We start from the raw sequence: 11,466 nt of genomic DNA, 5'->3' as shown, positions 1-11,466 counted from the left end.
GTCCGCCCCCGGTGCGAAGGGCGCCGGGGCCGCCCCGGCCTCCGGCCCGAGTCGGGCACCGGCGGCCTGAGCGCCCGGGCCCACGAGGGAGGGCGCCGGCGTGCCCACCCGCAGGCCCACCAGGACCCCGGCCAGTGCCACGGCCGTGACCAGAGCCACTCCCGCCGTCCCCATGGCCATGCCGGTCCGGTAGGCCCGGCGCCGGCGTGCGCCCGCGGACCCACCGTGGGGAGGGCCGGTGTCCGCCGGCCGGGGAGTGGGCGGAGCGGACCGGTGGTTGTCCGCGGTCCTGACCAGTTCGCCGCGGACAACTCTGGGGCCGGCGGCGGAACGGGCCAGCCAGACCACTTCCCGGCACTGCTCCGTCAACGCCTCCCGCACCTCCGCGAGGTCGCCCTCCACGCCCCACAGCACCGGCAGGTGCGCGGCCACCGCGCCGGCCACCGCCGGATCGGCCTCCGGCGGCCGGGCATCGTCGGTCCGGGCGCCGTCCGTCCGGGAGCTGTCCGGCCGGGTGTCCGTCCGCTCCTGATCGGCCAGGTCGCCGAAGGCCTTCCGCTCCCCTTCCGCCGTCTGCCGCACCTGCCGCGCGCTCTCCCTGATCCGCCGGACCTCGGCCAGGCAGCGGGTGGCGTCCCGCAGCCGGGCCCGCCGCGGCTCCCCGGCGCCCGCGTCGTCCGGCAGCGTCCCGGCGGGCCCCGTCCCGCCCAGTTCGCCCCGCAGCTCGGCCACGATCGCGACCAGCACCCGGATCAGCTTCCCCGCCTCCGCCACGCCCTCCTCGGCCTCGCGCTGTGCCCGCCCGGCCCGGTCCAGCGCCTGCTGCGCGGCGGACTGCCCTGTCACTGGCGGCGGAGGCAACTCCGGTGCCCGGGTGGCCCGTTCGTGCAGATCCCGGGCGCGTGCCAGCGACGCCGCCCGGGCCCGCGGGTCCGCCACGTGATCGTGGACCAGTCGCTGGAGCAGGTGCCACGGGATGTCCTTCTCCGCGGACCGGTACTCGCTCCAGCTGGTCCTGCCCGCCGGATAGCGCCGCGCGAGCTCACGGACCGTGGTTCCGTGCGTCAACTCCCGTACGAACCGGGCCAGGGCGTTCGCCTGCTCGGTCTCCCCCTTGAATCGCCCCTGCGGGCGTCCCGCACTCCCCATCCCGCGCCCCCTGTCCTGTCCGCGGCCGACCCGGATTGTCCGCCGCTCACCTGGGCCTTTCGACTCTCTTGTTGATGGACAATCAGAACAGCCCGCACGGTGGAGTCGCCACCGGGTCCCCGAACGGCCCGGCAGCAGCGCAACGGTACGAACGGGCATGACCAGCGTCCTTTCCGGAGGATCCGTCACGCCCGGTCACCGGCCTCGACCGATCCTGCACCCGGGCTCCGTCGCGGCTCCACCGACAGTCGGGGGAAGCGGGCCGGCGGTCTCCCGGGGCCGGCCGTCCGGCGCCCCACCCACCGAGCGAGCGAAGGAGGAAGCACCATGCCCGAGACGGAGGACGCCGACCGACCGGCGGGGCCGAAGAGCGGCAGTCGCCCGGAGCACGGGCGGCGCCGTCGGGTCCTGACCGCCGTCGCCCTGCTCACCGCGGCCGTGGGCGCCACCGCCGCGGCGGCCTACGGAGTCCTTCAGCCCGCCCGGGGCGCGAGCGATCCGGCCGGGGCGGCACCACTGGCCGCACCGACCACCGAGGGCAGCCTCGACCTGCGCGACCTGACGCCGGCCGAGGAGGACCTGCTCCACTCCGCCGAGCAGCTCCTGCTGCGCGACTGCATGCGGGCCAAGGGCTTCGTCTACCAGCCGGTCGCCCGTCAACCGGTGCCGGAGGCCAGGGAGTTCCCGTACGTCATCGACGACGTCGAGTGGGCCCGCCGGCACGGCTACGGCAGGGACATCGAACGCCGGCTGGAGGAGATCCGGACGGAGGACCCCAACCAGCACTACTTCGAGAGTCTCCCGGCCGACCGGAAGGCCCCCGCGATCGCCGCCGCCAACGGCCCGCGGGCCGAGGGGCTCACCGCCCGCACCCCGGACGGAATGCCGATCACCCGCAGTCCCGAAGGGTGCACGTCACAGGGCCAGCGCACGCTGTACCTGGACCTGGCGGCCTGGTTCCAGGCCCGGGTGACGATGGACTCCCTGGCCTCGCTCCGCGGCGAGAAGGTGACCGCCGACCGGGAGCTCGCCGGGCCCACCCGCGGCTGGGCGGCCTGCATGCGTGCGGCGGGCCACGACTACGCCGACCCGGCGGCGCTGCGCGCGGCCCAGCCGCCCCGGAGCCAGGCCTGGCCGCGTGAGCAGGAGACCGCCCTGGCCGTCGCCGAGGCCGAGTGCGCGGAGAGCTCCGGCCTGGCCGTGACCGCCGGGCGCCTGGACCGCAAGTACGACGCGGAACTGCGGCAGCAGTACCGGTCGGACGCCGAGACCTGGCAGCGGCTGCGGCTCGCGGCACTGCCCCGGGCCCGCTCGGTCGTCGCGGCCGACCCGGGCCACTGACCCACCCACCGGACCAGCCGGCCGCCGTCGACACGGAGGCCGGCCTGCACCTGCAACCCACCCACCAGAGAGGACATCCCATGAAGTCCCTGCGAAACCTGCTCGCCGGCGCGGCCGTCGCCGCGGCCCTGGCCGTGACCGTCGCCCCGCACGCCGCCCAGGCCACCGAGGCCGCGCCGAGCGGACCGGCCTCCGCCCCCGCCCTGGCGGCGGACGGCCGGCTGCACGCCTACTACAGCACCTGGTACCAGAACGAGTGCCAGTCCTGGTCGGTCGACGCGAACTGGAGCGAGTGCAAGAACAACGCGGAATCCCTGTGGAACATGCGCTACCCCGGGAACCTGGACGACGTCTGGGTGTACTACAACAGCAACTTCAGCGGAGCCGGCCGGGGTGTCTACAACGGGGCGGGCCTGCCCAACCTGAAGGACTGGCAGTTCGGATCCGGCGGGGCCGGCGCGGGTCAGGCGCTCTGGCACAACATCGCCTCCCACCGGTTCGTCAACCTGCCCTGATCCCGCGGCAGCGCTGACAGTCCGGGGCGTGTGTCCGGCCACGGCCGGGCGCACGCCCCTCCCCGCGTCCCGGCCCTACGTCCGGAGTCCCGTCCCACGGGGGACCTCGGGCCGAGGCGCGAGGCCGCGCCGGGCCGCAGGATGGACAGGTTGCCCTCCCCCGGCCGGGCCCGGTGCCCGGCCGCGCACATAAGGGGGACGAGAATGGGCGGGGCGCCGTGAGGACGCGGGGCCAGGAAGGAACAGCGCATGGAGAGCCAGGCCCGCAGCCGCACCGCCCTCGTCGAGGCGCTCATGGAACGCTATCCGGACGTGCCCAGGGAGGCGGTGATCAAGGAGGACCTGCTGCGCGGCGGCATGGCCTTCGACGAGTCCGCGCTCAGCGGCAGCACGGGCACCGACGGGGGCGGCGAGGTCAAGCCGAAGTCGTACTTCATCTTCTCCTTCGACCACCGGACCCTGCCCGAGCTGGGCGCCGCCGCACTCAACCGGCCGCCGGAGGAGGTGGTGCTGACCGGCGGGCCGTACGGGCTGCGCCGCACCGTGGTGTCGGTCCGGGTGAACCCGGACTCGCCGTACCGGGTCGGCGCGGGCGAGGACGGCACGCTCGGCCTCTACCTGGACGGCGCGCGGATCGCCGACGTCGGCCTGCCGCCGATGCCGGACTACTACCGGCACACCCTGGCCAACGGGAAGTCGGTGATGGAGGTCGCCCCGACCATCCAGTGGGGTTACCTGATCTACCTCACGGTGTTCCGGGTCTGCCAGTACTTCGGCGCCAAGGAGGAGTGCCAGTACTGCGACATCAACCACAACTGGCGCCAGCACAAGGCCGCGGGCCGCCCGTACACCGGCGTCAAGCCGGTCGAGGAGGTGCTGGAGGCGCTGGCCCTGATCGACGAGCACGACACCGCCCGCGCCTCCCAGGCCTACACCCTCACCGGCGGGGCGATCACCTCGCAGGTCGGCGGCCGGGACGAGGCCGACTTCTACGGGCAGTACGCCAAGGCCATCGAGGAGCGCTTCCCCGGCCGCTGGATCGGCAAGGTGGTCGCCCAGGCGCTGCCCCGCGACGACGTGCAGCGCTTCCACGACTACGGCGTGAAGATCTACCACCCCAACTTCGAGGTGTGGGACAAGCGGCTGTTCGAGCTCTACTGCCCGGGCAAGGAGCGCTACGTCGGCCGGGACGAGTGGCACCGCCGGATCCTCGACTCCACCGAGGTCTTCGGCCCCGAGAACGTGATCCCCAACTTCGTCGCGGGCGTGGAGATGGCCGAGCCCTTCGGCTTCACCACGGTGGACGAGGCGATCGCCTCCACCGAGGAGGGCCTGCGCTTCTTCATGTCCCACGGCGTGGTCCCGCGCTTCACCACCTGGTGCCCCGAGCCGACCACCCCGCTGGGCAAGGCCAATCCGCAGGGTGCGCCGCTGGAGTACCACATCCGGCTGTTGCGGACCTACCGGGCCACCCTGGAGGAGTTCGGCCTCTCCTCCCCGCCCGGCTACGGCCCGGCCGGCCCCGGCAACGCGGTCTTCTCGGTGAGCTCCTTCATGGACTCGCTCTCCGGCTGAGCGCACAAGCCGGCGGTGTGGCCGGCCGGCCGCACCGCCGGCGCCGTCAACTCCCGTTCAACGGACGGACGGTGAGGATCTGCTCGGCCCGGCCCACCGGGCCGTGGACGTCGTGCAGCACGGTGCTGGTGATGCCGTGCCCGGCCGGGCCGAAGCTGACGCTGACGTCCAGGCCGGTCCACGGGCCCTCGGGACGGCGGTGGAAGTGGATCGTCAGATCGGTGTTGGGGAACATCCACTCGGTGGGACTCTGCCGCACGGCGATGCCGTTGGCGGTGTCCACCAGCCTGACGAAGGAGGCGTGCGGGCCGCTGGGCTCCCCCGCGACCAGCTCGACCGGGCCGGCGAGCCAGGCGGCGGCGCGGCCCGGGGCGGTCTCCCGGCGGCGGACCTCGATCGAGGAGATGTAGCCACCGCCCCACACCCCGGCCATCGTCCAGGGCTCGAACGCCTCGGGCGCGGGCAGCGGCTCGTCGTGGGTCCCGGCGACGGCGGTGGTGTCCAGCTCGGCGAGGAACCAGGCGCGGGCCCGGACCACGGCGCGCCCGCCGATCGTCACGGTCGCCTCGATCAGCTCGATGGTGCGCCCGGGCCGGACGGTCTCCACCGTGATCTCGGACTCCTCCAGGGCGATCAGGCCGAGTATGTCGAAGCTGATCCGGGCCAGCGCCAGGCCGTCGGAGGGGCGGCCGGCCCTCTGGCGATCGGCCCGGTACCTGTCGATGGCGTGCACGATCAGTCCGCCGAGCGGGCTGAAGTGCTGCTCGTCGGGGTGCCAGGCCCCCTGCGCGTGGACGGTGGGCTTGTAGGTGTTCTCGCCGGTGCGCTGGTAGTAGCTGTCGGGCGCGGCGTTGGGGGTGGTCACGTGCGCTTCTCCTCGGGCCGGATCGCTGGCTGCCGGGCGGGCGCCGCCGTGGTGCGACGGCGCCCGACCTCGGCGTTCAGGATCGTAAGGGGCCGAACGGCCCGCCGGGCGGGACGGTGACGCATCCCACACCCGACGCGCCGCCGGAGGACCCGCCCCACGTCGGCGCGAGGTCAGCGCGCGACCAGCGGGTAGTGGTCGGAGAGGTCGGTGTAGGTGTAGCTCTTGCCCCAACTGCTGACCGTCCAGGGCGCGCTGTGCACCCGGACCACCTGGTTGGTGTACTGCTGCGGGCGGGCGTGGTCGGCCCGGTAGAGGACGTAGTCGAGGTCCTCCCTGGGCTCGCCCGGGTAGCGGTAGGCGGCGATCGAGTTGTCGACGGTGTCGAAGGAGTACGGCCAGCCGGTGCGCGCGGAGGCCGGGGCGAGGTTGCCGTTGGTCAGCAGCGCCTGGTACTCGGAGCCGTGCGAGTCGACGTTGAGGTCCCCCGCGACCAGCACCGGCTCGTCGGCCGGGATCCGCTTGGCGTCCAGGAAGCCCCGCATCGCGGTGAGCTGCCTGGCCCGGATGTCGGCCGCCTGGCCGCTCGCGCAGCCCGAGTCGGTGGACTGGAGGTGGGTGCCGACCACGTGGGTGCGGCGGCCGTCGACATCCAGCACCGCGTAGACGAAGCCCTTGTTGGAGAACCAGTCCGAGCCGCAGGCGTCCTTGAAGACGTACTGCTCCTTGCGCAGGATCGGCCACTTGCTGAGCAGGGTGACGCCGCCGTCCTCGGGGGTGGTCGAGCTGTAGCTGCCGGAAGTGGCGTCCCAGCCGCCGGTGGAGCGGCCGACCACCGGCGTGTGGTACGGGTAGGCGGCCGAGGCCTTGGCGGTCAGCGCGTCGGAGGCCGCGTTGTCGAAGGCCTCCTCCAGCACGACCACGTCGTGGCCCTGGAAGAAGTCCGCCGAGGCGATCGCCTGCGCCCGGTACTGCTGGCCCCAGTTGGGGTAGAGCGAGGTGCTCATCAGGAACGTGTTGTAGGTCAGCACGTCGAGCGGCGGCGCGGTCGCCGGGGCGCTCTCGGCCGAGGCCGGGACGGCTCCGAGGACGGCGAGGACGGTGGCGGCGGCTCCGGCGGCGAGGGCGCGGCGGACGGACGACAGGGGCATCGGGGCTCCGTGGGGGCGATGTCGTGGACCCGTCGGGTCGAGGGATGTTGTGTATCCAACTCAGCCCTCGGCACGGTCCGCAAGACATCGGGCGAGCATTCGGTGAACTCGTCGGTAACACCGTCGTCACCGGCCTGACGGACGGTCACCGGCCCGCCCTGCCGGCCGTCGGAGGTTGCGGTCAGCGCGGCGCTCGCCGTCCTGTGGGGCCTGCTCACCCTGGCCGCGGCGCACCGCACCCTGCGGGAGGCGGGTCGCCCGCAGGGTGCGCCGGCCGGTCAGAAGAGCGGCAGGTAGCGCGCCAGGACGTCGGCGCGGGTGCCGTCCAGGGCGCCGTACAGCAGGGTGGTGCCGAGCGCGTCCACGGCGGGCGCGGCGGTCGGGCCGGTGGCCTCGGCGACCCGCTCGATCCGGCCGCTCCGCAGGTCCCGGCGGAACACGTCGGTGGCACCGTTGGTGTCGCCGGGCACCAGGTCCGCGTCATCCGAGGCGAAGTAGACCCAGCGGTCGTCCGCCGTCATCACGGCCGGCTGGGTGCCGGCGGCGGCCACCTCGGTGACCGTGCCGGTGCGGAGGTCGCGGGCGTAGAGCGCCACCCGGGTGCCGCCGCCCTGGTCCGGCTGGAACACCCGGAACAGCGCGTACCGCCCGTCGGGGCTCAGCCGCGCCTGGCGCGCCGTGTCGCGCAGCGTGCCGCCCTGGTCGACGCTCGCGCCCTCGGTCCGGCCGGTCCGGGCGTCGTGGACGTAGAGCGGGAACAGCTGCCGGGTGGGCGGCGGCTTCACGGCCGCCGGGGCGGGCGGCAGCAGGTTGGCGGCCTTCGAGCGGAAGGCGACGGTCCTGCCGTCGGCGCTGAGCGAGGGCTCCACCGAGCCGCCGTCGGCGGGGGCGCCGCCCTGCCCGGTGCTGACCAGCCTGGTGGTGCCGGCCGCGCGGTCGGTCAGGTAGACGTTGGAGGTGCCGGCCCGGGCCCCGGGGGCGAGGTCGGCACGGTCCGAGGAGTAGGCGACGAAGCGGCCGTCGGCGCTGATCGCGGGGCTGAGCGAGTTCCCGGCGCCGGCGCCCGCGGTGACCAGCTCGGTGTGACCGGTACGGCGGTCCCGGACGTAGACGTCGGTGCGGCCGCTGCCGTTCCCGGGGACGGCGTTGACGGCGTCGCTGACGAAGGCGACGTACCGGCCGTCGGCGCTGATCGCCGCCTGGCTGCTGGACCCGTCCAGCTGCGCGCCGTCGTCGGCGAGGCTGACCCGCTCGGTGTGCCGCGTCCACAGGTCGCGGACGAAGACGTCGTAGAGGCGGTTGGTGTCGCCGGGCACCAGGTTCGAGGCCAGCGAGGTGAACAGGGCGTAGCGGCCGTCGGCACTCAGCCCGAGCGGCTCCGACCAGTCGTCGGCGGGCGTGCCGTCGGGGCTCACGTTCACCCGTACGGTGGGTCCGTCCACCGGCGTGGGCGCGGCCGCGGAGGCGGGTGCGGACCCGGTCACGGAAGCGGGTGCGAACCCGGCCGTGGAAGCGGGCGCGGGCCGGGCGTGCGCCGCCGGTGCCCCGGCGCCCGCCAGCAGTGCGGCCGCCAGGGCACCTGCCACCCGTACCGTCGTCGTCCTCATGGGCTCCCCTCCCCTTGGATTCCCGCTCGCTCCGGCCGAGCCAACCGTCCGGTCGTGGCCACGGTCAACCCGGCCGCCCCGTGATGGACACGATTTCGCCAACTCCCGCACACGAAAGGCGCGAACCGCCCACGGGGGACGGGCCCGGAAGGCCCGGCAGCGGGCACCCGGAGGCCTCGGATCGGCCTTTTGCGAGTCCTTTGCCGTGGCGACGGCTCTCCCGGCGTTCCGATCCCGCCGCAGAGTTCGGCCGGACGCCCGCGAACTGCCGCACGGGGCTGCCGCACCGCCCCCTCCCCGCGCGGCTCCGCCTGGTGACAGATGCCCACAACCGTCGGTATCCGCTCTAAACACTGACCAATACGGGCATCTCACCCTTGCTTGCTTCACACCGAGGCAGCGCCCGTGCCGCCGGGCGCATGACCGTCAACCGGACGCGACCCGACGGCAGTCGAGCGAAAGGCAGAAGCGATGAGCACGATCCAGACCGGCAAGTTGCAGTTGAGCTCCACCAGTGCCACCGAGCTGACCGCCGGGGCCACGTCGACCTTCACCCAGGTCACCTTCCCCGCGCCGTTCCCCGACAACGCGACGGTCATCGTCGTGCCGTTCGTCCAGACGTTCAACGGTCCCGACACCCCGGGCGTGCGGATCGCCGACGTCACCACCGCCGGCTTCAAGATCCGCTTCAACGAGCTCGTGGGCAGCGGCCGGGCGCTGTCCGACGGGCCGCACACCTCCGAGACGGTCGGCTGGATCGCGAGCACCGTGTGACCCCGGGGCCCCTGTGACCCCCTGTCGGCCCGGGGACCACAGGGGCCTTGCCGGTTCGGCAAAACTCCGTGGACAGCGGCGGTCTCCGGTGCGAAGGTCCGGGAATGGCCGTTGACGAACCCTTCGCCCTGTCCGTTCCGCTGCCCGGCGGTCTGCTGCTGCGCGAGTCCAGGCCCGGCGACCTGGAGCAGATCGGCGCTCTGCTCGCCGAGCGCGGTGTCCCGGAGGACGCGCTCGACCACCGCCTGGTGGTCGAGGACGCGGACGCCGGCTGGTCGGCCTGCGCGGTGGTGGTCGACGGCGACCGGGTGGTCTCCACGGCCACCCTGCTGGACGAGGAACTGCGCCTCGGCGGCGTCCGGTTGCCCGCCGGGCAGATCGAACTCGTCGCCACCGACGAGGAGTACGAGGGCCGCGGCCTGGTCCGGGCGCTGGTGCAGTGGGCGCACGCCCGCTCCGCCGCACGCGGGCACGTCGTCCAGGTGATGATCGGAATCCCGTACTTCTACCGGCTGTTCGGCTACGAGTACACGATCGACATCCCGGTCTCGCGCCCGGTGCACGGCATCCAGCCCGTCGACGGCGCCCCCGCGCTGCGCACCGCCCGGGCCGCCGACCTGCCCGCCCTGGCCGCGCTCCAGGAGCAGGCGCAGCGGGGCTTCGACGTCGCGATGGGCCACTCCCCCGGCCGCTGGCGCTGGCTGCTGGCGCACGACGCGACCACGCTGCGGGTGGTCGAGCGCGCAGGCCGGGTGGTGGCGACGGCACGCACCACCCCGGTGGACGACGGCGAGTTCCACCTCGCCGAGGCGGCCGCCGTCGACGAGCGGGCCGCGCGTGAACTCCTGGCCGGGGTGGCCGCGTTGGCGCCCGAGGCGCAGCTCCACGTGGTGCACAGGCCCGGCACCCTGCCCGCCACCGTCTGGCACGGGCTGCTGGACCACACGCCGCGCCCCGAGGCGGAGCAGTACTACGTCCGCGTCCCCGACCCGGCCGCGCTGCTCGACCGGCTGCGCCCGCTGCTGTGGCAGCGCCTCACCGCCGCCGGCCAGGACCTCACCGGCCGCGAGCTGCTGATCTCCACCTACCGCGCCCACTACCGCATCCCAGTCGGCGAGCAGGGGCTGGGAGAGGTGGTCACGGGCGGCACGATGCAGCGCCCCGGCCCGGACGGCGGAGTGGGTGTGGCGCCCGACCAGCTGGCGCCACTGCTCTTCGGTCCGCGCGGGATCGAGGGGCTGAGCGGCATCCGACCGGACGTCTACGTCCGCGGGGACGAGGAGCCGTACCGGGCGCTGTTCCCGCCGCTGACGGCCGACCTGCTGACGTACTACCTGCCCTGACGGGACGACGGCCGCGAACCCGACCCCCCTTCGGGGCCGGGTTCGCGGGGGCGTAGTGTGCGCCGCGTGAACGAACTGATCTTCCGGGGGAAAGACATGTTCCGCCCCTCCTGGTCCAATCTCGCGCCGCTGATCCTCCTTGTGGTGACCCAGCTCGTCCTCGGTTACCTGAAGCTCGGCGCCGTCGCCACGATCCTGCTCGTCGCCGGGACCCTGGCACTGATCATCCCTGGCTTCGCCATCTCCCTGCGCTCCTGGAGCCGGGTCGGCACCGACGGGATCACCATCTGCTGGGGGCTCGGCCGCGGCCGTACCTACTCCTGGCAGGAGATCCGCTGGATCGACGTGCGGGAGACCAAGGGCAACGGCACGAGCTCGTCCGCGGCCCGGTTCCACGCCACGAACGGGAGGCGGCGCTCGCTGCCGGGCCTCCAGACCAGCACCTACTACCCGTTGAGCGACTTCGAGGTGAACTTCCAGCGGGTCGTCAACTGGTGGGAGTACAGCACCGATCCGACGCAGCGCGTCCGGCCGGAGAAGCAGCTCAGGGACCGGCTGACACCCACGGTGATCGCGGTGCTGGCCACGATCGTCATCTGCGTCGTCGGCGTCGGCGTCGTCATGATGCAGCAGCGGTAGCCACCCGTACACCCCGGCCCGTACCCGGCCCGGCTCCCCCGACGGGAGCCGGGCCGACCCGTGTCCTGGAGCATCACCTGCCCTACGGGGCCTCGTCCTCCCGGCCCTCGGGCACGAGCTGCCGCAGCTCGGTGCCGTGGAACATCCACACCCGGAAGTACTGCTCGTCCTGGTCCATCACGAACAGCTGGACGAACCGCGGTTCCTCCCAGGCGATCCGCTCGACCCGCGCCACCAGCCCGGACAGGTCCGCGTGGTTGAGCGCGCCGGCGTAGACGTCGCACTCCGGGTACTTGCCGCCGCCCCAGCGGGTGTCGCTGCCGGTGGTCTCGTTGAGGTAGCCGACCCATCCGACCTCGCCGGGGCCGTAGCCCTGCCGCGGGGCGGCGGTCCGCAGCCACCCGCTGAGCTCCTCGACGCCCGGACGGTCGACGAAGTTCACGGAGATCATGACGTTGGCAACGTGGCTCATGCCGGAATTCAACAGAGCCGCAGGTCACCCTGTCC

11 protein-coding genes are annotated in these 11,466 nt (G+C 73.7%); 6 read left to right on the top strand and 5 right to left on the bottom strand.

Annotated elements, in window-relative coordinates; translation table 11 throughout:
- Positions 1–1,149 (bottom strand): hypothetical protein (locus BU198_RS00880; RefSeq protein WP_411293121.1); only part of this gene is annotated, 1,149 nt, incomplete at its 3' end.
- Positions 1,150–1,476: 327 nt separating this feature from the next.
- Here BU198_RS00880 and BU198_RS00875 point away from each other — a divergent pair.
- The 3 genes from BU198_RS00875 (at position 1,477) to BU198_RS00865 (ending at position 4,580) form a co-directional block, all read left to right on the top strand.
- A complete protein-coding gene (locus BU198_RS00875) occupies positions 1,477–2,490 on the top strand; it encodes a hypothetical protein (protein WP_223243737.1) in 1,014 nt (337 codons plus the stop codon).
- 80 nt (positions 2,491–2,570) lie between these two features.
- Complete coding sequence (locus BU198_RS00870; protein WP_188294854.1) at positions 2,571–3,005, top strand: hypothetical protein; 435 nt, start codon at positions 2,571–2,573, stop codon at positions 3,003–3,005.
- Between the two features lie 249 nt (positions 3,006–3,254).
- On the top strand, positions 3,255–4,580 hold the full coding sequence (locus BU198_RS00865) for a radical SAM protein (RefSeq protein ID WP_188294853.1): 1,326 nt from the start codon (positions 3,255–3,257) through the stop codon (positions 4,578–4,580).
- A gap of 46 nt (positions 4,581–4,626) precedes the next feature.
- On the opposite strand, the gene BU198_RS00860 is transcribed toward BU198_RS00865, so the two are convergent.
- The 3 genes from BU198_RS00860 to BU198_RS00850 form a co-directional block, all read right to left on the bottom strand.
- Positions 4,627–5,445, bottom strand: a complete 819-nt coding sequence (locus BU198_RS00860) for a thioesterase family protein (protein WP_188294852.1) — start codon at positions 5,443–5,445, stop codon at positions 4,627–4,629.
- 173 nt (positions 5,446–5,618) lie between these two features.
- Entirely contained in the window at positions 5,619–6,596 is a 978-nt protein-coding gene (gene sph / locus BU198_RS00855; protein ID WP_188294851.1) for a sphingomyelin phosphodiesterase, read from the bottom strand.
- A gap of 278 nt (positions 6,597–6,874) precedes the next feature.
- Positions 6,875–8,203 (bottom strand): TolB family protein, encoded by a 1,329-nt coding sequence (locus BU198_RS00850; protein ID WP_188294850.1) that lies wholly within the window; start codon positions 8,201–8,203, stop codon positions 6,875–6,877.
- A gap of 471 nt (positions 8,204–8,674) precedes the next feature.
- Here BU198_RS00850 and BU198_RS00845 point away from each other — a divergent pair, with 471 nt between their 5' ends.
- The 3 genes from BU198_RS00845 (at position 8,675) to BU198_RS00835 (ending at position 10,959) form a co-directional block, all read left to right on the top strand.
- The gene (locus BU198_RS00845; protein WP_188294849.1) at positions 8,675–8,977 is read left to right on the top strand and encodes a hypothetical protein; all 303 of its coding nucleotides are present in this window, start codon (positions 8,675–8,677) and stop codon (positions 8,975–8,977) included.
- A 104-nt stretch (positions 8,978–9,081) separates the two neighbouring features.
- Positions 9,082–10,320 carry a GNAT family N-acetyltransferase gene (locus BU198_RS00840; RefSeq protein WP_188294848.1) on the top strand — a complete coding sequence of 413 codons (1,239 nt, stop codon included), beginning with the start codon at positions 9,082–9,084 and terminating at the stop codon, positions 10,318–10,320.
- A 66-nt stretch (positions 10,321–10,386) separates the two neighbouring features.
- Positions 10,387–10,959 carry a hypothetical protein gene (locus tag BU198_RS00835; RefSeq protein WP_188294847.1) on the top strand — a complete coding sequence of 191 codons (573 nt, stop codon included), beginning with the start codon at positions 10,387–10,389 and terminating at the stop codon, positions 10,957–10,959.
- 82 nt (positions 10,960–11,041) lie between these two features.
- Here the strand turns inward: BU198_RS00835 and BU198_RS00830 are convergent, their stop codons facing one another.
- Entirely contained in the window at positions 11,042–11,431 is a 390-nt protein-coding gene (locus BU198_RS00830; protein ID WP_188294846.1) for a squamosa promoter-binding protein 15, read from the bottom strand.
- Between the last annotated feature and the right edge of the window lie 35 nt (positions 11,432–11,466).

Source organism: Streptomyces sp. CBMA156 (assembly GCF_014596515.1).
Lineage (GTDB): Bacteria > Actinomycetota > Actinomycetes > Streptomycetales > Streptomycetaceae > Kitasatospora.
This window is presented reverse-complemented; position numbering and strand designations above follow the sequence as displayed.